24 protein-coding genes are annotated in these 21,689 nt (G+C 63.8%); 14 read left to right on the forward strand and 10 right to left on the reverse strand.

The genetic code is table 11. The features are described from left to right. The first annotated feature begins 38 nt into the window (after window positions 1–38). Together IF103_RS10990 and IF103_RS10995 are read left to right on the forward strand one after the other, a co-directional pair. Window positions 39–953: a site-specific integrase gene (locus tag IF103_RS10990; RefSeq protein WP_023380355.1), complete on the forward strand. Its 915-nt coding sequence runs from the start codon at window positions 39–41 to the stop codon at window positions 951–953. Between the two features lie 83 nt (window positions 954–1,036). Further along, window positions 1,037–1,783 carry an SDR family oxidoreductase gene (locus IF103_RS10995; RefSeq protein WP_023380356.1) on the forward strand — a complete coding sequence of 249 codons (747 nt, stop codon included), beginning with the start codon at window positions 1,037–1,039 and terminating at the stop codon, window positions 1,781–1,783. An 8-nt stretch (window positions 1,784–1,791) separates the two neighbouring features. Here IF103_RS10995 and IF103_RS11000 read toward each other — a convergent pair whose 3' ends face one another. The 3 genes from IF103_RS11000 to ccoG are packed head-to-tail and all read right to left on the reverse strand — an operon-like array spanning window position 1,792 to window position 6,783. Further along, entirely contained in the window at window positions 1,792–3,867 is a 2,076-nt protein-coding gene (locus IF103_RS11000; protein WP_023380357.1) for a hybrid sensor histidine kinase/response regulator, read from the reverse strand. Window positions 3,868–3,923: 56 nt separating this feature from the next. After that, window positions 3,924–5,333, reverse strand: a complete 1,410-nt coding sequence (gene mapR, locus IF103_RS11005; RefSeq protein WP_023380358.1) for a GntR family transcriptional regulator MpaR — start codon at window positions 5,331–5,333, stop codon at window positions 3,924–3,926. A 52-nt stretch (window positions 5,334–5,385) separates the two neighbouring features. Further along, the gene (gene ccoG / locus IF103_RS11010; RefSeq protein ID WP_023380359.1) at window positions 5,386–6,783 is read right to left on the reverse strand and encodes a cytochrome c oxidase accessory protein CcoG; all 1,398 of its coding nucleotides are present in this window, start codon (window positions 6,781–6,783) and stop codon (window positions 5,386–5,388) included. A gap of 192 nt (window positions 6,784–6,975) precedes the next feature. Between ccoG and IF103_RS11015 the strand changes: the two genes are divergently transcribed. Next, window positions 6,976–7,506, forward strand: a complete 531-nt coding sequence (locus IF103_RS11015) for an MgtC/SapB family protein (RefSeq protein ID WP_023380360.1) — start codon at window positions 6,976–6,978, stop codon at window positions 7,504–7,506. Window positions 7,507–8,038: 532 nt separating this feature from the next. Here the strand turns inward: IF103_RS11015 and IF103_RS11020 are convergent. The 3 genes from IF103_RS11020 to IF103_RS11030 are packed head-to-tail and all read right to left on the reverse strand — an operon-like array spanning window position 8,039 to window position 10,296. Next, window positions 8,039–8,938 (reverse strand): hydroxymethylglutaryl-CoA lyase, encoded by a 900-nt coding sequence (locus tag IF103_RS11020; RefSeq protein WP_023380361.1) that lies wholly within the window; start codon window positions 8,936–8,938, stop codon window positions 8,039–8,041. Between the two features lie 20 nt (window positions 8,939–8,958). Continuing rightward, on the reverse strand, window positions 8,959–9,357 hold the full coding sequence (locus tag IF103_RS11025) for a MerR family transcriptional regulator (protein WP_023380362.1): 399 nt from the start codon (window positions 9,355–9,357) through the stop codon (window positions 8,959–8,961). Between the two features lie 54 nt (window positions 9,358–9,411). Further along, window positions 9,412–10,296 (reverse strand): helix-turn-helix domain-containing protein, encoded by an 885-nt coding sequence (locus IF103_RS11030; RefSeq protein WP_023380363.1) that lies wholly within the window; start codon window positions 10,294–10,296, stop codon window positions 9,412–9,414. A 173-nt stretch (window positions 10,297–10,469) separates the two neighbouring features. Between IF103_RS11030 and pobA the strand changes: the two genes are divergently transcribed. The 9 genes from pobA (at window position 10,470) to ureG (ending at window position 17,555) form a co-directional block, all read left to right on the forward strand. Next, a complete protein-coding gene (pobA, locus tag IF103_RS11035; protein WP_023380364.1) occupies window positions 10,470–11,657 on the forward strand; it encodes a 4-hydroxybenzoate 3-monooxygenase in 1,188 nt (395 codons plus the stop codon). Between the two features lie 357 nt (window positions 11,658–12,014). Then, window positions 12,015–12,848: an urease accessory protein UreD gene (locus IF103_RS11040; protein WP_027907612.1), complete on the forward strand. Its 834-nt coding sequence runs from the start codon at window positions 12,015–12,017 to the stop codon at window positions 12,846–12,848. Window positions 12,849–12,857: 9 nt separating this feature from the next. Then, the gene (locus IF103_RS11045; protein WP_023380367.1) at window positions 12,858–13,160 is read left to right on the forward strand and encodes an urease subunit gamma; all 303 of its coding nucleotides are present in this window, start codon (window positions 12,858–12,860) and stop codon (window positions 13,158–13,160) included. A gap of 10 nt (window positions 13,161–13,170) precedes the next feature. Next, on the forward strand, window positions 13,171–13,488 hold the full coding sequence (locus IF103_RS11050) for an urease subunit beta (protein WP_023380368.1): 318 nt from the start codon (window positions 13,171–13,173) through the stop codon (window positions 13,486–13,488). After that, window positions 13,485–15,188, forward strand: coding sequence for an urease subunit alpha (ureC, locus tag IF103_RS11055; protein ID WP_104881837.1), 1,704 nt, complete (start codon window positions 13,485–13,487; stop codon window positions 15,186–15,188). Before IF103_RS11050 ends, ureC begins: the two co-directional genes overlap by 4 nt. Before the next feature lie 10 nt (window positions 15,189–15,198). Then, window positions 15,199–15,684, forward strand: coding sequence for an urease accessory protein UreE (gene ureE, locus IF103_RS11060; RefSeq protein WP_023380370.1), 486 nt, complete (start codon window positions 15,199–15,201; stop codon window positions 15,682–15,684). Between the two features lie 16 nt (window positions 15,685–15,700). Further along, window positions 15,701–16,246, forward strand: coding sequence for a HupE/UreJ family protein (locus IF103_RS11065; RefSeq protein ID WP_202676110.1), 546 nt, complete (start codon window positions 15,701–15,703; stop codon window positions 16,244–16,246). After that, entirely contained in the window at window positions 16,246–16,920 is a 675-nt protein-coding gene (locus IF103_RS11070) for an urease accessory protein UreF (protein WP_023380372.1), read from the forward strand. The genes IF103_RS11065 and IF103_RS11070 overlap by 1 nt, the downstream gene beginning before the upstream one ends. A gap of 11 nt (window positions 16,921–16,931) precedes the next feature. Continuing rightward, window positions 16,932–17,555, forward strand: a complete 624-nt coding sequence (gene ureG, locus IF103_RS11075; RefSeq protein WP_023380373.1) for an urease accessory protein UreG — start codon at window positions 16,932–16,934, stop codon at window positions 17,553–17,555. On the opposite strand, the gene IF103_RS24865 is transcribed toward ureG, so the two are convergent. From IF103_RS24865 to IF103_RS11090, 4 genes are all read right to left on the reverse strand, one after another. Beyond that, window positions 17,518–18,057: a GGDEF domain-containing protein gene (locus tag IF103_RS24865; RefSeq protein WP_238546549.1), complete on the reverse strand. Its 540-nt coding sequence runs from the start codon at window positions 18,055–18,057 to the stop codon at window positions 17,518–17,520. The genes ureG and IF103_RS24865 overlap by 38 nt on opposite strands. Further along, the gene (locus IF103_RS24870) at window positions 18,047–18,493 is read right to left on the reverse strand and encodes a hypothetical protein (protein WP_252189438.1); all 447 of its coding nucleotides are present in this window, start codon (window positions 18,491–18,493) and stop codon (window positions 18,047–18,049) included. The genes IF103_RS24865 and IF103_RS24870 overlap by 11 nt, the downstream gene beginning before the upstream one ends. Window positions 18,494–18,566: 73 nt before the next feature. Further along, window positions 18,567–19,295, reverse strand: a complete 729-nt coding sequence (locus tag IF103_RS11085) for a DUF899 domain-containing protein (RefSeq protein WP_023380374.1) — start codon at window positions 19,293–19,295, stop codon at window positions 18,567–18,569. A gap of 402 nt (window positions 19,296–19,697) precedes the next feature. Continuing rightward, window positions 19,698–20,357 carry an HAD family hydrolase gene (locus IF103_RS11090; RefSeq protein ID WP_023380375.1) on the reverse strand — a complete coding sequence of 220 codons (660 nt, stop codon included), beginning with the start codon at window positions 20,355–20,357 and terminating at the stop codon, window positions 19,698–19,700. Window positions 20,358–20,460: 103 nt separating this feature from the next. Here IF103_RS11090 and lexA point away from each other — a divergent pair, with 103 nt between their 5' ends. After that, window positions 20,461–21,069 carry a transcriptional repressor LexA gene (lexA, locus tag IF103_RS11095; RefSeq protein ID WP_502709914.1) on the forward strand — a complete coding sequence of 203 codons (609 nt, stop codon included), beginning with the start codon at window positions 20,461–20,463 and terminating at the stop codon, window positions 21,067–21,069. Then, window positions 21,069–21,689 carry a translesion DNA synthesis-associated protein ImuA gene (imuA, locus tag IF103_RS11100; RefSeq protein WP_023380377.1) on the forward strand — a complete coding sequence of 207 codons (621 nt, stop codon included), beginning with the start codon at window positions 21,069–21,071 and terminating at the stop codon, window positions 21,687–21,689. The genes lexA and imuA overlap by 1 nt, the downstream gene beginning before the upstream one ends.

The raw sequence follows: 21,689 nt of genomic DNA on the forward strand, positions 1-21,689 counted from the left end.
GCTTCACGCCGCCCTGGGCTTCGCTACAGGATCACGTTTTGTCCGACCTCACGCAAAACCCGCTGCTGCAGTACCTGGCCCGGCTGGCGCCCTCCAGCCAACAGACGATGCGCTACATTCTCCAGGATGCCGCCGACCGGCTTGGTTTCGTCGATTACGATATCGTCGATGTACCCTGGCACCAGCTCGAGCCTGGGCATGTCATCGGTCTGGTGGCCGCGTTGCGGTCGGACGGTTACGCGCCGAACAGTTCGTCGTTGTACGTCAATGCGGTGCGCGGGGTGATGAACGAAGCCTGGCGCCAGGGGCTGATCGAGCATGAGCGGCTGCTTCGAATCCGCGAAGTCAAGCCAGACACCGGCAGCCGTCTGCCACCGGGGCGCAACCTGCGACGCAGTCTGATTCGCGAACTGATGGACGTCTGTGCAGCCGACCCACGCCCACAAGGCGTGCGTGACGCGGCGATCATTGCGCTGTTGTATGGCACCGGCATGCGCAAGTCCGAGTCGGTGGACATCGACCTGACACAGGTCGATTTCATCGAACGCAGCTTGCAGGTGGTGGGCAAGGGTAATCGGCAGTTGGTCAAGTACGCGCCAGCCTGGGCCTTCGAAAAGCTTCAGGCCTGGCTCGACCTTCGTCGCCAGGCGTTGCCCGAGGGGGCTGCGGACGACCCGTTCCTGTTCAACCGTATCCGCCGTGGCAACCACATCACCCGCGCGCGCATCACCAAGCATGCGATCTACTACATCGCTCGCCAACGCGGTGCCCAGGTGGGGGTCAAGATCATGCCCCATGATTTTCGCCGTGCGTTCATCACCCGGGTGATCGAAGAGCACGACCTGTCGATTGCCCAGAAGCTTGCGCACCATGCCAACATCCAGACCACTGCCAGCTATGATCGGCGGGATGACAACGAACGGCGGCGTGCGGTCGATCGCTTCGATTACTGAAAAAGCGCCGGTGCCCAAGGCATTCCCATGCGCAGGCTTTTCCCCTATTGTCGGTGACTCCCAACCAAGCGATTGGCAGTGACATGGACAACGTTATCGTCATCACCGGTGCCAGCCGTGGCATCGGCGCCGCAACGGCATTGTTGGCGGCAAAGCAGGGTTACCGTATCTGTATCAATTACCACGCCGATGATCAGGCCGCCGAGAGCGTTCTGGCCCAGGTCCGGGCGTTGGGCGCCGACGCCATTGCCGTGCGTGCCGATGCCAGCGTCGAGGATGAGGTGATCCAGTTGTTCCAGCGGGTCGACCACGATCTCGGTCCGGTCACCGCGCTGGTCAACAATGCCGGCACCATCGCCCAGCAAAGCCGGGTCGAGGACATGTCGGAGTTTCGCCTGCTCAAGGTGATGAAAACCAATGTGGTCGGGCCGATGCTATGCGCCAAGCACGCGCTGCGGCGTATGTCCCGACGCCACGGCGGTCAGGGCGGCGCCATCGTCAATGTCTCATCGGTGGCGGCGCGCCTGGGTTCTCCTAACGAATACGTCGACTATGCCGCATCCAAAGGGGCGCTCGATACCTTCACCCTCGGCCTGGCCAAAGAGGTGGCGGGCGAGGGCGTGCGCGTCAACGGTGTGCGGCCCGGCTACATCCACACCGGTTTCCATGCCCTGTCCGGCGACCCGGGGCGGGTGAGCAAGCTCGAACCGGGCCTGCCCATGGGGCGCGGGGGGTACCCCGAGGAAGTCGCCGAGGCGATTCTCTGGCTGCTATCGGACAGGGCGTCCTATTCCACCGGCAGTTTCATCGACCTCGGCGGTGGGCGCTAAGCCCGCCGTCACTTCTGCCCATTGTCGAGCAACTGGCGCACCTGGTCAGCCAGTGCTCCGAGTTCGAAGGGCTTGGTCAGAACGCGCGTGCCCTGGAGCAGTTGCCCCTCGCTAAGCGCCGCACTCTCGTCGTAACCGGTGATGAACAGCACGCTCAGGTCCGGGTAGCGGGCCCGGCAGCGCTCGGCCAATTGGCGACCATTGATCCCGCCGGGCAGGCCAATGTCGCTGAGCAGCAGGTCGGGCCGTTCGCCATTTTGTAGATGATCCAGTGCCGCCAGGCCGTTTTCGAATGCCTCGACCTGGTACCCCAGCTCTTCCAGCACCTCGCTGACCACCATGCGCAGCGCCACTTGGTCCTCTACCAGGAGGATTCGCTGGCCGCTCGGGTGTGTGGACGCTGTCGGATTGCTTGCCGATTCGACACTGCAAGCAACCGGCTGCTCGTAATGGCGAGGCAAGTAGAGTGCTACCTCGGTGCCCTCGCCGAGGGTCGAGCGCAGGCGCATTTGCCCGCCGGACTGGCGCACGAAACCGTAGGTCATCGACAACCCCAGCCCCGTCCCTTGGCCCATCGGCTTGGTGGTGAAGAACGGATCCACCGCCCTTGCCATCACCTCCGGCGTCATCCCACGGCCGTTGTCCGAGATGGTCAGGCACACATATTCACCGGAAGGCAGCTCCACTGCACGTGCCTGGTCGGCATCCAGCACCCGATTCTCGCCCTCGATGACGATGGTGCCACCAGCAGGCAGCGCATCGCGAGCGTTGATGCACAGGTTCAGCAGGGCACTTTCCAGCTGAGGTGGATCGATGAACACCGGCCACAGGGGCGAATGGAACCGACTGCTCAACTCAATCGATGGCCCGATGGAGCGGCGCACCAATTCCTCCATGTCATGCACGAGCGCGGTGATGTGGGTGGAACGTGGTTGCAGGGTTTGCTGGCGGGAGAAGGCCAGCAGGCGGTGCACCAGCGATGAGGCGCGCTTGGCCGAGCTGTTGGAAAGGTCGAGCAAGCGGTGCAGGTCGTCGTACTGCTCCCGGGCCAGGCGCTGGCGCATCAGGTCCTGGGCGCCAAGTATGCCGCCGAGCAGGTTGTTGAAATCATGGGCGATACCGCCGCTGAGCTGTCCCACGGCCTCCATTTTCTGTGCCTGGCGCAAGGCTTCTTCGGCCTTTAGCCGCCGTTGCTGCTCCTGGAAACGCTCGGTGACGTCGTAGGCGAACAGGTAAGCGCCCTGGATCGTGCCGTCATGGTCGCGCAAGGCGTTGAAGTGCAGCTCGAAGTGGCGCACGTAGTGCTCGCTGCCGAAGACGCTCATTTCGAGGAAGCGCTCGCCTGCCAGGGCCCGACGCCACATTGGCAGGAACCGCGCGCGGTCGTCATCGGCATCGCCCATCAGGGCCGGCATGGACGCACCGACTTGCGGCGTGTGCCCATACAGTTTGTGGAAGTCTTCCTTGGCCTGGCGGTTGACGGCCAACCAGCGCATGTCGGTGTCGACCACATGCACATTGACCACGCTGTGCTCGATCAACTCGGCAAATAGCCGGCGTTCGGCCAGTGCTTCGCTGACCCGTTGCTCGAGTTCCTCATTTAGCCGCTGCAGGGCAAGCTCGGCCTTGCGGCGTTCGGTGACATCCTTGAACAGCACCGCGACCTGACGTTTCTCGGGGGGCTCGACACGAAAGGTGGTGACCGAAAGTACACGGCCGGTGGCGACCAGTTCCTGCTCGAAGTGCAGCGGTTCGCCGGTGCGCAGCACCGCGCCGTAGCGCTCCACCCAGTCATCGGCCTCGTCGGGGACCATTTGGCGAAGCTTTTGCCCCACAACGTTGGGGATGCCGGCGTGCTTGGTGTAGGCGGCATTGGCCAGCACATGCACATAGTCGCTCAGTGGGCCATGGGGGCCATCGAAGAACTCGATGATGCAGAAGCCTTCGTCCATGGTGTCGAACAGGAAGCGATAGAGACCATCACCGAGCGTCTGTTGCTGCGCCAGCGTGGCTTCGAGTTGGCTGGTGCGCTGTTGCAGTGCGTCGAGTTGCTGGCGCAAATGGAGCAATTCGCGAGAGGGCATGCGGTCGTCCGACAGTGGGGCATGGCCCCACTGTAGCCTGCCCGTCATGGTGGCGGCTAGAAGGATCGCACGATGCGGCCCAGTGTCTCCATGGCCTGCTCGGCGCCATCATGCCAAGGGCTGCCGTAGTTCAGGCGAATGCAATTGCCGAAGCGTCGGGTCGGCGAGAAGATCGGCCCCGGGGCGATACTGATGCCTTGGGCCAGCGCCATGTGGAACAGCTTCAGCGCGTCCATCTGCTCGGGCAGTTCCAGCCACAGGAAGTAGCCCCCGGAAGGCTGGCTGACCCGTGTCTGCGCCGGGAAATACCGGGCGATGGCCGCCAGCATGTTGGCCTGCTGGCCTTCGAGGGCATAGCGCAGCTTGCGCAGGTGGCGGTCGTAGCCACCGTGCTGCAGGTAATCGGCAATGGCGGCCTGGGCGGGCATCGAGGCGCATAGCGAGGTCATTAACTTCAAGCGTTCGATTTTCTGGGCGAATCGCCCGGCTGCGACCCAGCCGATCCGGTAACCGGGTGCCAGGCTCTTGGCGAAGGAGCCGCAGTGCATCACCAGGCCTTCGGTGTCGAACGCCTTGGCCGGCTTGGGGGCTTGCTGGGCGTAGTACAGTTCGGCATAGACATCGTCTTCGATCAGCGGCACCTGGTGGCGGCGCAACAGTTCGACCAATGCCTGCTTCTTGGCCTCGGGCATGCTGGCGCCCATGGGGTTCTGGAAGTTGGTCATGCACCACACAGCCTTGATCGGGTGCTTGTCCAACGTTTGTGCCAACACGCCGAGGTCCATGCCTTCGCGTGGCTGAACGGGAATTTCCACCGCCTTGAGCTTGAGTCGCTCCAGTACCTGCAGGCAGGCATAGAAGGCAGGGGCTTCGATGGCTACCAGGTCACCGGGTTCGGTGACGGCTTGCAGGCACAGGTTCAGCGCTTCGAGTGCGCCATTGGTGATCAACAGCTCTTCCATGGGCAGCATCAGGCCGCCGACCATGTAGCGCAGTGCGATCTGCCGCCGCAACTGCGGGTTGCCAGGCGAAAGGTCGGTCACCACCATGCGCGGGTCCATCGTGCGGCTGGCGCTGGCCAGCGAGCGCGACAGGCGCTGCAAGGGGAACAGTTCGGGGCTGGGGAACGCCGAGCCGAACGGCACGGTGTTGGGGTCCTTGATCGACTCGAGGATCGAGAACACCAGGGCGCTGACATCTACCTCGGTGGATTCGCTGAGCGGCTGTAGCGTTTGCGGCTCGCTGAACGGGCGCGGTGCGTGAGCGTTGACGAAATAGCCTGAGCGCGGCCGGGCACGAATCAAGCCACGTCGCTCAAGCAGGTAATAGGCCTGGAACACCGTGGACGGACTGACCCCATGGGTCTGGCTGGCATAGCGCACCGAAGGTACGCGCTGGCCTGGGCCGAGCACCCCGGTGCGGATCAGTTCGGCGATGTCGTCGGCAAATCGTTCGTAGCGTTTCATCGTGGCTGTTTGTCGTGGCCTGGCGGGCAAGGTGAATGGGCAGTGTAAGGGATCAGCGGTTCATCGGTGCCACGAAGCGGCTCTGGGCCACGCTCCGCACCTCGGGCTCGTCGCTGTCCTGAACCACGAAACTCAGCGCCTGCGAGCTGCTGGTCGGGCGCTCGGCGAGCAGGGCGACCGATACCGGCACTTCGCTCATTTCCCCGGCTGGCACGATCAGTTCGTCCGGGCCTTGCAAGGCAAAGCCTTCGGCGTCGTCCAGGCGCAGCCGATAGCGCTGTGTCTGTTCGGTCTTGTTGATGATTTTCAGCAGGTAGATGTTCTCGATCTGGCCCAGGGCATTCTCCCGGAACAGGCCGCGGTCCTTGATCACGTCCAGCGACACCATCGGGCGCACCTGCAAGGCCACCACCAAGGCGCCGAGCATTACCACCAGGGCGCAGGCATAGCCTAACAGACGTGGGCGCAGCCAGTGGGTGGTGCCGCCTTGCAGGCTGTGTTCGGACTTATAGCCGATCAGGCCACGTGGGTAGCCCATCTTGTCCATCACGCCATCGCAGGCATCGATACAGGCGGCGCAGCCGATACAGGCCATCTGCAAGCCGTCGCGGATGTCGATGCCGGTGGGGCAGACCTGCACGCACAGCGTGCAGTCGATGCAATCGCCCAGGCCCTGGGCGCGGGCCTCGGCGCCCTTCTTGCGTGCCCCGCGTGCCTCGCCTCGGCGTGGGTCATAGGCCACGGCCAGGGTGTCCTTGTCGAACATCACGCTCTGGAAGCGCGCGTACGGGCACATGTGCAGGCACACCGCCTCGCGCAGCCAGCCGGCGTTGATGTAGGTGGCGGCAGTGAAGAACAGCACCCAGAACAGTGCCGTCCCCCCCAGTTGCAGGGTGAACAGCTCAGCCGCCAAGGGGCGGATCGGCGTGAAGTAGCCCACGAAGGTGAGGCCGGTTAGTACACCGATCGCCATCCACAAGCTGTGTTTGAGTGTACGGCGGGCCGCCTTCGCCAGGCTCCAGGGCGCAGTGGCGAGTTTGATGCGCTGGTTGCGGTCGCCTTCGGTGACCTTTTCGCACCACATGAACAGCCAGGTCCAGGTGCTCTGTGGGCAACTGTAGCCACACCACACCCGGCCGGCGTATACGGTGATGGCGAAGAGGCCGAAGGCACAGATGATCAGAACTGCCGAAAGCAAGATGAAGTCCTGTGGCCAGAAGGTGGCGCCAAAGATGTGGAACTTGCTGTTGGACAGATCCCACAGCACGGCCTGGCGCCCGTTCCAGTCGAGCCAGGCGGTACCGAAGAACAACACGAACAGACTGCCGGCGAAGACGATTCGCAGGTTGCGGTACAGACCTTTGAAGCTGCGGGTATGGATGCCGCTGTCGACGGGTTTGGCGGTGCTTCGCGGGGCAGCGATCTCGACGAAGGGAATGCGTTCGCTCATGGTTCTGTGCTCATCAGGCCTGCATCAGGGTTGCTGCACTATCGCCGTCAAACTGTTTTCAGCACAGACTCAGGTTTTGCAATAAAAACCGTATCAGATGGCCAGGCGTGTTGCTCGCCAGCCGGTAGGCGGCACTCCTGGCACACAGCGCGGTCCACCGTTCATGTGAGTGGCCTGATGCGGGAGGCGGTTATGGAACCTTGGTGGCGACCTGTGGTGCTGGCCATTGAGTCCGAATTTGCCGATGTGACCGACGAAGGCGAGGTGACGCGGATTCTGCTGCGTTTGCTGATGGCGGCATTGCTGGGGGCGGTGCTGGGGTTCGAGCGTGAGCACAAGGGTAAATCGGCAGGTGTGCGCACCCATATGTTGGTGTCGCTTGGGGCCGCGCTGTTTGTCCTGGCACCAGCGATGGCCGGGGCGGATGAGCAAGCCTTGAGCCGGGTGATCCAGGGCATCGTCGCGGGCATTGGTTTTCTGGGGGCGGGCACCATTCTCAAGGGCAATGGGCAGGACACCAGCCATGTGAAGGGGTTGACCACCGCTGCCGGACTCTGGATGACCGCTGCCATCGGCACGGCGGCAGGCATGGGGCGAGAAGTGACGGCGCTGGTAAGCACGGTGATGGCGCTACTGGTGCTGGGCACGATGCCCAAGGTGGTGGAAAAGGTCGAAGGGCATGAGGAGGCGAAGCAGGAGGAGGGCGAAGGCAGGAAGCACTGAGGGGAGCCGGAGCTCCCCTCAAAGCGTTGTTGCTTGCTCTTTTTTATTATTGAAGACCGACCATTTGTTGTTTTTGTTAGCCTGTCTTGGTACTGCGGCCGACCCCCATCCGGGGTCAAGAGCAAACGTATTTTTTTGAGCGCTGATCTGCTTTCACCAGGGCTGGTCCGGTCCTGACCGTCTCTACCTGAAGGTAGTTTTATTGTTCTGTGTCAGACCGCGGGGCGAACCCCTGAAAAGCGTATCTACTCCAAAAAAATCTGCTTGCTACGCCTCTGCCGTGTTGTTTTTTTTATGTCAGAGCCGTTATCTGTTGTTTTTATTGGGTATCACGTTTTTGTTCTTGTTATGCCAAAGATATAGCAGGTGGCGTGCCAACTTTTCAAAATCCTTTAAAATCAATAGGTTGGCATTCTGGGCGTGTGGCGGGTGACCTGAGATTTTGTCGATTTGTTTCCCTGTTACCCGATTTTTTGCTGGTTTTTGTGGGGGCGGTAACACTCCACCCACACAAATGTGACAGCCGTGTGAACTAGCCCGCAGTGCGCGCCCGCGCCACCCGTGAACCATTGGCTCGGCCCAGCACGGTACTGATACGCTGACCGGCTGCAATCAGTCGGTCCAAATCGATACCGCTGTCGATGCCCAGCCCCTGCAGCAGGTAAAGCACGTCCTCCGTGGCGATATTGCCGGTGGCGCCCTTGGCGTAGGGACAGCCCCCAAGGCCTGCGACCGAGCTGTCGAACACGTTGATACCCTCCAGCAGGCTGGCATAGACGTTGGCCAGGGCTTGCCCATAGGTGTCGTGGAAATGCCCGGCCAGTTGCTCGCGTGGCACCTGTTTCGACACCACCTCGAACAGGCGCCGGGTATCGCCGGCGGTTCCGGTGCCAATGGTGTCGCCCAGCGACACCTCGTAGCAGCCCATGTCATGCAGGGCACGGGCGACCGGTGCGACCTGTTCGGCGCTGACCTTGCCTTCATAAGGGCAACCGAGCACGCACGACACATAGCCGCGAACACGCACGCCGTGGCTGCGTGCCGCGTCCATGATCGGTTCGAAGCGCGTGAGGCTTTCACTGATCGAGCAATTGATGTTGCGCTGCGAGAAGGCCTCGGAGGCGGCGGCAAATACCGCGACCTCCTTCACACCGGCCGCCAATGCGTCTTCGAACCCGCGCAGGTTGGGTGCCAGGGCGGCATAGGTAACGCCTGGGCGCTGACGAATACCGGCGAACACCTCGGCGGAACCGGCCATCTGCGGTACCCATTTGGGCGAAACGAAACTGCCGACTTCGATGTAGCTCAGCCCGGCTTCGGTGAGGTCGTCCACCAGGCGCACCTTGTCGGCAACACTGATAGGTTGGGCTTCGTTCTGCAGGCCGTCGCGCGGGCCGACTTCGACCAGGCGAACGTGTTTGGGCAAGGACATGGCAGGGTTCCTGTGGCGGATCAACGGTTGTCGTTCTTGTTCAAGGTGGCAGCCAGGGCTTGTTCGCAGCGCTCCTGGGCGGTGTCCAGTTCCAGTTGCATCTGGTGGATATCGAGCATCTGCTGTTCCAGCTGCGCACGGCGCTCGGCGATTTTCGCCAGCATGCTGTTGAGCTGCTTGAGGTTGCCGCTGGTGGGGTCGTATAGCTCGATCAATTCACGGCATTCGGCCAGCGAGAAACCGATACGCTTGCCGCGCAGGATGAGCTTGAGGCTGACCTTGTCGCGCGCCGAATAGATTCGCTCCAGGCCGCGGCGCTCTGGGCTCAGCAGGCCCTGTTCCTCATAGAAGCGGATAGCGCGGGTGGTGATGTCCAGCTCGCGGGACAGGTCGGAAATGCTGTAGGTCTGGCTGCTCATGCTCGGGCTCGCAGGATGGTATGTGGCTAACCTAATGGCAGGTTGACGTATACGTCAAGCAGGCGCGTGCGAAGCCGAACGCCTGAATGCATTGGGCGTCTGGCCGGTCAGCCGTTTGAAGAACCGTGCAAAGTAGGTGGGGTCGCTGAACCCCAGGCTGTCCGACAGTTGGCTGATGCTCATACGCGTGTAGATCAGGTTGCGCCGGGCCTCCAGCAGCAGGCGCTGATGGACGACCTGCAAGGCCGTCTGGCCGCTGAGCTCGCGGCATAGCTGGTTCAGTTGCAGGCTGGAAATATTCAGGTGCGCGGCGAAGTCCTCCACCGACAGGTGTTCGCGGTAATGAGCCTCGACCAGGCGCAGGTACTGGCCCAGCAACAGGCGGTCGCGTTCATCGCGGTTGCGTGGTGCCAAACCTTGTTGCTGGCGACGGCTGATCCACACCACCAGTGCGGTGACCAACGCCTGGAGCATGGTCGACCGCGCCGGGGCACTGCCCTGGTATTCCTGCTGCAAGGTGTCGATCAGCGTGCGCAGGTGCTGACGATCCTTGCCCAACGGGTAGCAGGCCGGTGTCGAAAGCACCCGCAGCGGCGTGCCCAAGCGCTGTTCCAGATCGGCTACCAGGGCTGCGCCGAACGTCACCACATGCCCTTGAATGTCCGCGCTAAAGCGAAAGCCATGCACCGTCAGTGGCGGCACGACCTGGATCGCGGCCTCGCGGATTTCGCTGTGCCGGCCCTCGATCTCCACCTCGGCCCGACCCCGCTGCACGTAGAGCAACTGGAACAACTCGGCATGTTGGTGCGGCTTGATTTCCCAATGGTGCAGGCGGCTGCGCACCGGGATGGTCTCGCAATGCAGCAAGTCGGTGGCGGGCCAGGCTTGGTTTTCGCCATACAACTGGAACAGCGGGACGCCGGGGAGGGTGGATTTCATTGTTCTTGTTCCTGTCCGTTAATCGAACGCTTTTTGCAAAAGTGCAGTTTTTATATTGGATAGCACACTTTTTAGCGGTGCATTGCCAGTAAAAATGCAGGGGCAAACCCTAACAGCAGATGCCCAGCCACTGCCAGTCGTGGGCTGGCATCGCCAGACAAGAGACAAGAACAATGAACACTCAGGTTGCAATCATCGGCGCAGGTCCGTCCGGCCTGCTGCTTGGCCAGTTGCTGCATAACGCTGGCATCGACACGGTCATCGTCGAACGCCAGACCCCTGAATACGTGTTGGGCCGGATCCGTGCAGGCGTCCTCGAACAGGGCACGGTCGACCTGCTGCGCGAAGCCGGTGTGGCCGCCCGCATGGACTGCGAAGGGTTGGTTCACGAAGGCGTCGAGCTGCTGGTTGGCGGGCGTCGCCAACGCCTGGACCTTAAGGCCCTGACGGGTGGCAAGACCGTCATGGTGTACGGCCAGACCGAAGTGACCCGCGACCTCATGGAGGCCCGCAAGGCCAGCGGCGCACTGACCATCTATTCCGCCAGCAACGTCCAGCCCCACGAACTCAAGGGTGAACGCCCTTACCTGACCTACGAGAAAGACGGCCAAACCTATCGCCTGGACTGCGACTACATCGCTGGCTGCGACGGTTTCCACGGTGTGTCGCGACAGAGCATTCCTGAAGGTGTGCTCAAGCATTACGAACGGGTCTACCCCTTTGGCTGGCTGGGTATGCTGGCCGACACCCCGCCGGTGAACCATGAACTGATCTATGCCCACCATGAACGCGGCTTCGTGCTGTGCAGCCAGCGTTCCCACACCCGCAGCCGCTATTATTTGCAGGTTCCACTGGAAGATCGCGTGGAGGAATGGTCCGACGAGCGCTTCTGGGAGGAGCTCAAGGCGCGCCTGCCTGATGACGTTGCCGAACGTCTGGTCACCGGCCCTGCACTGGAGAAAAGCATCGCTCCGCTGCGCAGCCTGGTGGTCGAGCCCATGCAGTACGGGCACCTGTTCCTGGTTGGCGATGCCGCGCACATCGTCCCGCCCACCGGCGCCAAGGGCTTGAACCTGGCCGCTTCCGACGTCAACTACCTGTTCCGTATCCTGGTCAAGGTGTACCGCGAGGGCCGCACCGACCTGCTGGCGCAGTATTCGCCACTGGCGCTGCGCCGGGTGTGGAAGGGCGAGCGCTTCAGCTGGTTCATGACTCAGTTGCTGCATGACTTCGGCGACCACAAGGATGCCTGGGACCAGAAGATGCAGGAGGCCGATCGCGAGTACTTCCTGACCTCGCCGGCTGGTCTGGTGAACATCGCCGAAAACTACGTCGGGCTGCCCTACGAAGCGGTGGAGTAGGCGCAGTTTCCGTGGGAAATTCCAGGGTTGGGGGCAAAGCTTTCTTGCCCCCCGCCAACTCTTCACCCCAGGTAAAACCAGGGGCCACCAAACGATCCCGTCCGAACCCACGCCACTTCCACCGCCATGGCCCAAAACGGGGCTCTGTACCGCCCCTCGTTTGTGCGCCATAGCCCTGTGTGCCCGATGCCAGAGCAGTCGCCACACACGTTTCATTTTCCTTCACCTGCGTAGTTGGCCCGCAACCTGCTATATCCAGCCATCGAATTTGATCGAGTGGTCAGGCAGGCAATGCTCAGCGGCGCCGCGCCAAACCCTCACAACGGCCGTCAGGCCACGGATATCAGGGGCCGCAGGATGTCGCTCGCGGAGCAGATCGAACATACCGAACAGGATGCTGGCTGGAGCGCGCACTTGCAGTTGCGCTTTGTCGAACGCGCCGGCGTGACCCGTCTTGGTGCGCGCCATCATTTTGGTCCTCTTTTGGTGCAGCGACCGTTCTACCCGGAAGGTGCACCGTGTCACGTCTATGTGCTGCACCCACCCGGCGGCATCGTTGCTGGCGACCGCCTGGAACTGGACATTCATCTGGAACCAGGCAGTCACGCGCTGCTGACCATGCCCGGCGCCAGCAAGTTCTACCGCAGCATCGGCCCTACCGCCCGATTACGTCAGCGCTTTCACCTGCAGCCGGGCAGCACGCTGGAATGGCTGCCTCAGGACAGCATCTTCTTCTGCGGTGCCCGAGCGAGCCTCGACAGCTGTTTCACCCTGGAGCCTGGTGCCCGGCTACTGGCCTGGGAAACCCTCTGCCTGGGGCGGCCAGTGATGAACGAACGCTTCGAGCAAGGCGCCCTGGATAGCCGACTGCGCATCGACATGCCCGGTGACCCGGGGCTGCACGAGCGCCTGCGTATCGAAGGCGGGCGCCTGGACAAGGTCGCTGACCACCCGCTGCTGGCCACCTTCTGCGCCGCGCCCGCCGACCAGGCGCTGCTGGAGCAGGTGCGGCCTTTGCTCGAAGCACTGGGCAACCCCGCTGGCGCCACGCTGCTGGGGCAACTGCTGGTGATCCGTCTGCTCGATCACGACAACCAACATCTGCAACGCACCCTGCAGCGCCTCTGGCATGTGCTGCGGCCGGCCGTTCTCGGCCTGCCGGCATGTCCGCCGCGCATTTGGGCTACCTGAGAACGCGCCATGGAACTGACCCCGAGAGAGAAAGACAAACTGCTGCTGTTCACCGCCGCGCTATTGGCGGAGCGGCGCCTGGCCCGCGGCTTGAAGCTGAATTACCCGGAAGCGGTGGCATTGATCAGCGCCGCGGTGCTCGAAGGTGCCCGCGATGGCCGGACTGTGGCCGAGCTGATGAGCCTGGGCCGCGAAGTGTTGAGTCGCGAGCAGGTCATGGAAGGCGTCGCCGAGATGCTCCACGACGTGCAGGTCGAAGCCACCTTCCCGGACGGCACCAAGCTGGTGACCGTGCATGACCCCATCGTCTGAGGAGCCACCCATGATTCCCGGAGAAATCCAGGTCGCCGATGGCGACATCGAGCTCAACGTCGGCCGCGCCACTGTCAGCGTCAGCGTGGCCAACCATGGCGACCGGCCGGTGCAAGTCGGCTCGCACTACCACTTCTACGAAGTCAACGACGCGCTGGTGTTCGAACGTGAACCTACACGCGGCTTTCGCCTGGACATCCCCGCCGGCACCGCCGTGCGCTTCGAGCCCGGCCAGTCACGCACCGTGCAACTGGTGGCCTACGCCGGCAAGCGGGAAGTCTACGGCTTCCAGGGCAAGATAATGGGCGCACTGGAGGGCCAGGCATGAGCCGTATTTCCCGTCGAGCCTACGCCGACATGTTCGGCCCCACTGTCGGCGATCGCGTGCGCCTTGCCGACACCGCGCTGTGGGTAGAGGTGGAGAAGGACTTCACCCTCTATGGCGAAGAGGTCAAGTTCGGAGGTGGCAAGGTCATCCGCGACGGCATGGGGCAAGGCCAGATGCTGGCGGCCGAGGCCATGGACCTGGTGCTGACCAACGCGCTGATCATCGACCACTGGGGCATCGTCAAGGCCGACATCGGCGTCAAGCATGGCCGCATCGCCGTCATCGGCAAGGCCGGTAACCCCGATGTGCAGCCTGGCGTGACCGTGCCGGTCGGGCCAGGCACCGAAGTGATCGCCGCCGAAGGCAAGATCGTCACCGCCGGGGGCATCGATTCGCATATCCACTTCATCTGCCCGCAGCAGGTGGAGGAGGCGCTGACCAGCGGCGTCACCACCTTCGTCGGTGGCGGCACCGGGCCGGCTACCGGCACCAACGCCACTACCTGCACCCCAGGTCCGTGGTACCTGGCGCGCATGCTCCAGGCCGCCGATTGCCTGCCGATCAACATCGGCCTGCTGGGCAAGGGCAACGCCTCGCAACCTGAAGCCTTGCGCGAGCAGATCGCCGCGGGAGCGGTGGGCCTGAAGCTGCACGAGGACTGGGGGTCGACACCCGCGGCCATCGACTGCTGCCTGGGCGTGGCGGAAGAAATGGACATCCAGGTGGCCATTCATACCGATACGCTCAACGAATCCGGCTGCATCGAGGACACCCTGGCCGCCATCGGTGACCGCACCATCCACACCTTCCACACCGAAGGTGCCGGGGGCGGTCATGCCCCGGACATCATCCGTGCGGCAGGCCAGGCCAATGTGCTGCCATCCTCGACCAATCCGACGCTGCCTTACACGGTCAACACGGTCGATGAGCACCTGGACATGCTCATGGTCTGCCACCACCTGGACCCTAGCATTGCCGAAGACGTGGCTTTCGCCGAGTCGCGCATCCGCCGTGAAACCATTGCCGCCGAAGACATTCTCCACGACATGGGCGCCTTTGCCATGACCTCGTCCGACTCCCAGGCCATGGGCCGGGTCGGCGAAGTGGTGCTGCGCACCTGGCAGGTCGCGCACCAGATGAAATTGCGCCGTGGACCGCTGGCCCCGGATACCACCTACAGCGACAACTTCCGGGTCAAGCGCTACATCGCCAAGTACACCATCAACCCGGCGCTGACCCATGGTATCGCCCATGAAGTCGGCTCGGTGGAAGTGGGCAAGCTGGCCGACCTGGTGTTGTGGGCACCAGCCTTCTTCGCCGTGAAGCCGGCCCTGGTGATCAAGGGCGGCATGATCGCCACTGCACCGATGGGCGACATCAACGGCTCGATCCCGACGCCGCAGCCGGTGCACTACCGTCCGATGTTCGGCGCCCTGGGCGCTGCCCGGCATGCCACGCGCATGACCTTCCTGCCCCAGGCCGCCATGGACCGCGGTCTGGCCGAGGAGCTGGGCCTGCGCAGCCTGATAGGGGTGGCCCACGGCTGCCGCCGGGTGCGCAAGGCCGACATGGTGCACAACACCCTGCAACCGGTGATCGAAGTCGATTCGCAAACCTATCAGGTGCGTGCCGATGGCGAGCTGCTGGTGTGCGAGCCAGCCACCGAATTGCCGCTGGCTCAGCGTTATTTCCTGTTCTGAAGGAGCAAGCATGATTGTCCTGACCCGCCGGATCCCTGCATCCGACACTGTTACCGGCACTGTCACCCTGGATGTGGACAGCCGAATCAAGAGCCGCTTGCGCGTCACGCTCGACGACGGTCGCGAGGCTGGCCTGATGCTCGAACGTGGCCACCTGCTGCGTGGCGGCGAGTTGTTGGCCGATGCCCAAGGCAGTCAGGTGATACGTGTGCTGGCTGCCCCGGAAGCGGTGTCGACGGTGCGTTGCGCTGATCCACACCTGCTGGCCCGTGCCGCGTATCACCTGGGCAACCGTCATGTGCCGCTGCAGATCGAACCGGGCCTGCTGCGCTTTCAGCACGACCATGTGCTGGACGACATGCTGCGCGGCCTGGGCCTGACGGTGGAAGCCGAACAGGCCCCTTTCGAACCCGAGGCCGGCGCCTACCAGAGTGCGCCGCATAGCCACAGCCATGGCCACGATCACCCGTTCGTGCGCATGCCAGCCCATTCTTGAGTACACGGAGTCAACCATGAAAAAAACGATCGCCTTTGCCTTGCTGATGGTGGCCTTGCCAGCCTTCGCCCACCCTGGCCACGATGCCAATCCGTTGCAGGACGGTCTGCTTCACCCGCTGACTGGCCTTGACCACTTGCTGATGCTGCTAGGTACCGGCGTGCTTGCTGCGCTGACCCGCCGCAACCTGGCACTGCCGCTGGCCACCTTGGCGGCGATGTTCGGTGGCGCCATCTGCGGTCACGTGTTCGGTGACGTGTTAGGCATGGAAACCCTGATTACCGTCTCGCTGCTGGTTGCCGCTGGCGCGTTGTTGCTGCCCAGCCGCCAGCTGGTGTTGGCTCTGCTCATGCCGGTGTTCGCGCTGTTCCACGGCTGGGCCCACGGTGTGGAAGCTACCCCTAGTGCCTTCTGGCTGTTCAGTGCAGGCTTCGTCACCGTCAGCGGCCTGCTGCTGGTGGTCGGGTTCGCCGTCGGTTGCCTGCTGCGTCGCCATAGCGGCCTGCAGAAGGCCTTCGGCGGTGGCCTGCTGGCCGGCGCCGCCTTGGTGCTGGCCGGTTGATGAACAGCGACCTGGCACTGCTACGCCTGCTGCAGCTGGCCAGCCCCGGCCTGCCAGTAGGCGGGTTCACCTATTCGCAAGGTCTGGAGTGGGCTGTCGAGGCAGGTTGGGTGCGCGACATCGCCAGCTTCAGTGCCTGGCAACGAGAGCAGTTGCACGACACCCTCGGCCACCTCGACTGGCCGCTGCTGGCGCGCTTGTACCGGGCCAGCCAGGCCGATGATGCCGAGGCGTTCGGCCGCTGGAGCCGGTTCCTGCTGGCCAACCGCGAAACCGCCGAGCTGCGCCTGGAAGAACAGCAGCGCGGCTCGGCCCTGGCGCGCATGCTCGACGGCTGGCAATTGGGCCAGGACCCGGCCTGGCGCGCCAGCCTGGAACTCAGCCAGCTCGGCGGCATGGCCTGGCTCGGCGCCCACTGGTCGATCCCGCTACGCCAGTTGGCCCTGGGCCATGGTTTTGCCTGGCTGGAAGGCGCCGTGATGGCAGGCGTGAAGCTGGTGCCCTTCGGCCAACAAGCGGCCCAGACACTGCTGCGCGACCTGGGCCAAGCGCTGCCCGGCGTGCTCGACCATGCCTTGGCGCTGGACGACGATCAGCTCGGTGGCGGCCTGCCGCTGCTGGCTATCGCTTCGTCGCGCCATGAAACCCAATACACCCGTTTGTTCCGTTCTTGAGGACTGCCTGCATGCAAAACTATCAGCAACCCCTGCGCGTCGGTGTCGGCGGCCCGGTCGGCTCGGGCAAGACCGCCTTGCTCGAAGCCCTGTGCAAGGCCATGCGCGATCACTATCAGATCGCCGTGGTCACCAACGACATCTATACCAAGGAAGACCAACGCATCCTTACCGAGGCCGGCGCCTTGGAACCTGAGCGCATCGTCGGCGTGGAAACCGGCGGCTGCCCCCATACCGCCATTCGTGAGGACGCTTCGATGAACCTCGCGGCGGTGGAAGCCCTGGCGCGCAAGTTCGGCAACCTCGAAGTGATCTTCGTGGAAAGCGGCGGCGACAACCTCAGCGCCACCTTCAGCCCTGAATTGGCCGACCTGACCATCTACGTGATCGACGTGGCTGAAGGCGAGAAGATTCCGCGCAAGGGAGGCCCTGGCATCACCAAGTCCGACTTCCTGGTGATCAACAAGACCGACCTTGCGCCCTATGTCGGCGCTTCGCTGGAGGTGATGGAGCGCGATACCCAGCGTATGCGCCCCGAGCGCCCCTGGACCTTCAGCAACCTGAAGAAAGGCGAAGGCCTGCAGGCGGTGATCGACTTCATCGTTGAGCGGGGGATGTTGGGTGTGCGGGGCTGAAGCCCAGCACTTCCACACGGTTGCGGCCATTCTGCTTGGCCTTGTAGAGCTGCTCGTCCGCCTGCTTGAGCAGCGTCTCGGCTTGATCGCTATCGGTCTGCCGGCAGACCACGCCAATGGACAACGTGAGTCGGCCAACATGGGCGGTATCAGCTTGTTCGACCGCCTCACGAATTCGCCCGGCGATGCGCCGTGCATCGGCATGGCCGGTGTCGGGCAGCAGCAGGGTGAACTCCTCGCCAGCCACCCGGCAAGGCAGGTCTTGCTGGCGTGACTGCTGGCGCAGCAACGCGGCGAGGTGTTTGAGCACTTCGTCGCCTGCGTCATGGCCAAAGGTATCGTTGACCCGTTTGAAATGATCGATATCCAGCGCCAGCACGGCGAACGGGCGTGTGCCTTGCATCAGGGCGTCGAGGGTATGGTGCAGCGCCCGTCGGTTGGCCAGGCCGGTGAGCGCATCGCTCTGCGCTCCCTGGCGCAAACGACCGAATTTATCCCGCAACAGTTGATCGCACGTCAGCAAGGCCTGGCGGATGGATTTCCGGCGAGCGCTGGCGGCGGCTGGCGATCTGGCGGATGTCGGGGTAGGCCATCAGTACCTGGCTATCGGGGTTAACCATGACGATCGAGTTGAAGTCCTTGTCCTGCGCTTGCAGGCGGTGCGCTTCGCTTTGCAGCAGGACTGTATCGTCCAGGCCTGTGGCCAGTTTTCGAGCGCTGTAGCGCAGGTGGCTGTGGGGCGAGCGCAGAAACTCGGCGATGCTGGACGCTACCTTGCTGGCGTGGGCCTGGTTGGCCCGTAGGGAAAGCTGTATCAGGGTGCCGTGCTGGACCCGATTGGCCACGTAGAGGGTGTTGCCCAAGGTGGCCAGGCAGGCCAGCAGCACCATGCCCAGCACAAGGGTACGCATATCGGTACGCGGACGGATACTGGGCATGGCGGGCCTGTGAGGCGGGGGACGGCCTCAAGTATGGCTGCTTTCCTGGCGAATGCCCGCCATGGGCGTAGTGCTACTGATGGCAGCAATGCGGTGCTGCTGGCGCCTGTTCGTAACGGTCGTGGTGGCGTACCCAGTCCATGGTGCCGCCCTCGTTGCGGCCCAGGGGCGCGATATCGAGGAAATTGTAGGTGTTGACCAGGATGTCGAGGCCGCGGGCATAGGTGGAGTAGGTGTGGAAGACCGTCCCGTCGTGGTCGCGGAAGAACGCGCTCAGGCCGGGCAATTCGCTTTCGTTGCCGGTGTATGGCGCGTAGTTGTACTGGCGTTGGCCCTGGCTGGCGACACTGACGCCAAAGTCTTCGTTGAACGTGCTGCCGTGGGAGGAGTACCACGGGAAGCGCCAGCCCATGCGCTGGCGGAATGCCTGGAACTGGGGGTAAGGCGCCCGCGAGACGGCGACCAGCGAGACATCGTGGTGCGCCAGGTGCAGGTTGGCGCCGTCGAAGTGGTCGGCGAGGAACGAACAGCCTGGGCAACCTTCGCTCCAGCCTTCGGCGAACATGAAGTGATACAGCAGCAACTGGCTGCGGCCAGCGAACAGGTTGGCCAGGCTCAGATCGCCGTCGGGTCCCTGGAAGCGATAGGGCTGCTCGACCTTGACCCAGGGCAGGGCGCGGCGGGCGGCAGCCAGTTCGTCGCGTTGGTGGGTGAGGGCTTTTTCGTGCAGCCACAGTTGCTGGCGGGCGGCCAGCCATTGACTGCGTGAGACCACTTCGTGCTTCGGTTCCGGGGTGCTCATGATACTGACTCCGCGCTTGGGGATTCAGTAATGGTCGTATGGGAGGGGTGAGATTCGACCGGGGAATCGAGAGGGCGACTAATGGTGGTTGGCCGGTGGCGTTTTGGGCGTATGCCGGAAGTGGTGTAGCGCCTGGGCGATCGAGCGCCGCCCGCGCGGTGCACCGCGAGCAAGGCTCGCTCCTACGTCGGTTTCGGGCCAATGAATCCTGTGGGATTTGCGCGCGAACGCTTTAGAGCACGGCGCAATATGGGGTCGTACAAACCAGGCGGTCGCGCGCGCCCGTCACTGACGTTCCTGGTCCGCAACAGACGTAGGAGCGAGCCTTGCTCGCGATGCGCCGCGCGGGCGGCGCTCGATCGTCCAGGCGCTACACCGCTTGCGTCATGCACCAGCAAACCCTCACCCCTGCATCCGCTCGACCACCTCCCACAGCCGCGAATCAGCGAAATCCGCGACCACTAACTGTGCACCTGCCGCCAGCAACCGCTCAGGCGTCTGGGTCGTGGCAATCCCCACGGTGAAGATCCCGGCCCCGCTGGCCGCCTTCACCCCCGGCAACGAGTCCTCGAAGGCAAGTGCCTGTCCGGCCTCTGCCCCAAGGCGTTGCAGGCCGGTGAGGTAAGGCAGGGGGTCTGGCTTGGGTCGGGCCAATTCCTCAGCCACCAGCACATGCTCGAATCGCGCGCCCAGGCCCATGGCCGAGAGCATGTGCTCGGCGTTGAGCCTAGGGGCGTTGGTCACCACGCACATGCCGATGCCTTGCGCCTGGGCATGCTCCAGCAGGCGCAACAGCCCTGGCATGGGCTCAAGCGCCGGGGCCAACTCGCGGAACAGCGCCTCCTTGCGGTCAGCCAGCGCCAGGCGCTGCACCGTACTGGCCTTGGGAAACAGCTCGGCAAACAACTCGCCATTGGCCCGGCCACTGACCTGGGCATCGAACTGCGCCTGGGTCAGCTCGCGGCCATCATGTTCGCGCAGCAGTTGGCGAAAGGCCTGCAAGTGCAGGGTGTCGGTGTCGGTAAGGGTTCCATCGAGGTCGAACAGCAGGGCAGTCAGCATCAGGCATCCAGGCATTGAAAAAACACACGCCTGGGGATGATAACCAAACCTGGCGACGAGGGGGGCTGTTCAGTGCGCTCCGAAAAGAGTACAAATGTGCTCCATGGACAACTTGACCCCCAAACGCCGCGCAATCCTCGACTTCATCCGTGAACGCATCGCCGATCACGGCCAGCCGCCGAGCCTTGCCGATATCGCCACACGCTTCGGCTTCGCCTCGCGCAGCGTGGCGCGCAAGCACATCACCGCCCTGTGCCAGGCTGGCTACATCGACGTCACGCCGAACCAGGCGCGGGGTATTCGCCTGGCCGAGCCGCTGCGGCGCCCGGAAATCCTTGAAGTGCCCGTGCTGGGTCGCGTCGCGGCGGGCGCGCCTATAGGCCCGGACCTGGACATCCACGAGCAACTGTTGCTCGACCCCAGCCTGTTCTGCCGCCCCCCGGACTACCTGCTGAAAGTGCGCGGCGACTCGATGGTCGACGATGGCATCTTCGACGGCGACCTGGTGGGCATCCGTCAGCAGGCCGATGCCCGCGATGGCGAAATCGTGGTGGCGCGCCTGGACGGCGAAGTCACCATCAAGCGCCTGCAACGCCAGCCTGGCGGCTACCGGCTGGTGCCGCGCAACCCGGCCTATGCGCCGATCGAAGTGGGGCCGGAGCATGAGTTCTTCATCGAAGGCGTGTTCTGCGGCCTCTTGAGGCGTGACTGATGGGCGCGGTGGTCGAACTCGACAGGCTGCTCGACCAGCGCCAGGTGTGGCGCGGTCGGCAGGTCCGGGCACGCCCACTCGGGTTGCAGCCTACCGGTCACGACGCCCTCGATCAGCGCCTGCCCGATGGTGGCTGGCCCGCCGCCGCACTGACCGAACTGCTGCTGGCCAGCCCCGGTTGCGGTGAACTGCAACTGTTGTGGCCCTCCCTGGCGCGCCTGAGCGCCGACGGGGGGCGGGTGGTGCTGGTGGCACCGCCTTTCATCCCCTATGCACCGGCCTGGCAGGCGGCCGGCGTCGACCTGCGCTGGCTGGCCCAGGTCGACGCCGAGCCAGCCGACGCGTTGTGGGCCGCCGAACAATGCCTGCGCTCCGGCAGTTGCGCCGCCGTGCTGTGCTGGCCGCAGCGGGCCGACGACCGCTCCCTGCGGCGCCTGCAGGTGGCCGCCGAGACCGGTCAGGCCCTGGCGTTCGCCTGTCGACCCCAGCAGGCCGCGCACAACCCGTCGCCGGCCGCGTTGCGCATAGCCATCGACACCCGACCGGCGCAATGGCGGGTGCTCAAGTGTCGGGGTGGCCTGCCGCCGGCGGTTCCCATTGCCTGTCCAGGGCGGGGCTGA

Origin of the sequence: Pseudomonas sp. SK2 (genome assembly GCF_016772395.1) — a bacterium.
GTDB lineage: Bacteria > Pseudomonadota > Gammaproteobacteria > Pseudomonadales > Pseudomonadaceae > Aquipseudomonas > Aquipseudomonas taiwanensis.

Excerpts from the sequence above, each read along its gene's own strand:
- imuA (WP_023380377.1), top strand. The coding sequence starts at position 21,069 with ATGGGCGCGGTGGTCGAACTCGACAGGCTGCTCGACCAGCGCCAGGTG.
- IF103_RS11085 (WP_023380374.1), bottom strand. The coding sequence starts at position 19,295 with ATGAGCACCCCGGAACCGAAGCACGAAGTGGTCTCACGCAGTCAATGG.
- IF103_RS11020 (WP_023380361.1), bottom strand. The coding sequence starts at position 8,938 with ATGTCCTTGCCCAAACACGTTCGCCTGGTCGAAGTCGGCCCGCGCGAC.
- IF103_RS11065 (WP_202676110.1), top strand. The coding sequence starts at position 15,701 with ATGAAAAAAACGATCGCCTTTGCCTTGCTGATGGTGGCCTTGCCAGCC.
- IF103_RS11000 (WP_023380357.1), bottom strand. The coding sequence starts at position 3,867 with ATGCCCTCTCGCGAATTGCTCCATTTGCGCCAGCAACTCGACGCACTG.
- IF103_RS11015 (WP_023380360.1), top strand. The coding sequence starts at position 6,976 with ATGGAACCTTGGTGGCGACCTGTGGTGCTGGCCATTGAGTCCGAATTT.
- IF103_RS11090 (WP_023380375.1), bottom strand. The coding sequence starts at position 20,357 with ATGCTGACTGCCCTGCTGTTCGACCTCGATGGAACCCTTACCGACACC.
- ureC (WP_104881837.1), top strand. The coding sequence starts at position 13,485 with ATGAGCCGTATTTCCCGTCGAGCCTACGCCGACATGTTCGGCCCCACT.
- IF103_RS11050 (WP_023380368.1), top strand. The coding sequence starts at position 13,171 with ATGATTCCCGGAGAAATCCAGGTCGCCGATGGCGACATCGAGCTCAAC.
- mapR (WP_023380358.1), bottom strand. The coding sequence starts at position 5,333 with ATGAAACGCTACGAACGATTTGCCGACGACATCGCCGAACTGATCCGC.
- IF103_RS10995 (WP_023380356.1), top strand. The coding sequence starts at position 1,037 with ATGGACAACGTTATCGTCATCACCGGTGCCAGCCGTGGCATCGGCGCC.
- IF103_RS11045 (WP_023380367.1), top strand. The coding sequence starts at position 12,858 with ATGGAACTGACCCCGAGAGAGAAAGACAAACTGCTGCTGTTCACCGCC.
- ureE (WP_023380370.1), top strand. The coding sequence starts at position 15,199 with ATGATTGTCCTGACCCGCCGGATCCCTGCATCCGACACTGTTACCGGC.
- ccoG (WP_023380359.1), bottom strand. The coding sequence starts at position 6,783 with ATGAGCGAACGCATTCCCTTCGTCGAGATCGCTGCCCCGCGAAGCACC.
- IF103_RS11040 (WP_027907612.1), top strand. The coding sequence starts at position 12,015 with ATGTCGCTCGCGGAGCAGATCGAACATACCGAACAGGATGCTGGCTGG.
- pobA (WP_023380364.1), top strand. The coding sequence starts at position 10,470 with ATGAACACTCAGGTTGCAATCATCGGCGCAGGTCCGTCCGGCCTGCTG.
- lexA (WP_502709914.1), top strand. The coding sequence starts at position 20,461 with ATGGACAACTTGACCCCCAAACGCCGCGCAATCCTCGACTTCATCCGT.
- IF103_RS11070 (WP_023380372.1), top strand. The coding sequence starts at position 16,246 with ATGAACAGCGACCTGGCACTGCTACGCCTGCTGCAGCTGGCCAGCCCC.
- IF103_RS11025 (WP_023380362.1), bottom strand. The coding sequence starts at position 9,357 with ATGAGCAGCCAGACCTACAGCATTTCCGACCTGTCCCGCGAGCTGGAC.
- ureG (WP_023380373.1), top strand. The coding sequence starts at position 16,932 with ATGCAAAACTATCAGCAACCCCTGCGCGTCGGTGTCGGCGGCCCGGTC.
- IF103_RS11030 (WP_023380363.1), bottom strand. The coding sequence starts at position 10,296 with ATGAAATCCACCCTCCCCGGCGTCCCGCTGTTCCAGTTGTATGGCGAA.
- IF103_RS24870 (WP_252189438.1), bottom strand. The coding sequence starts at position 18,493 with ATGCCCAGTATCCGTCCGCGTACCGATATGCGTACCCTTGTGCTGGGC.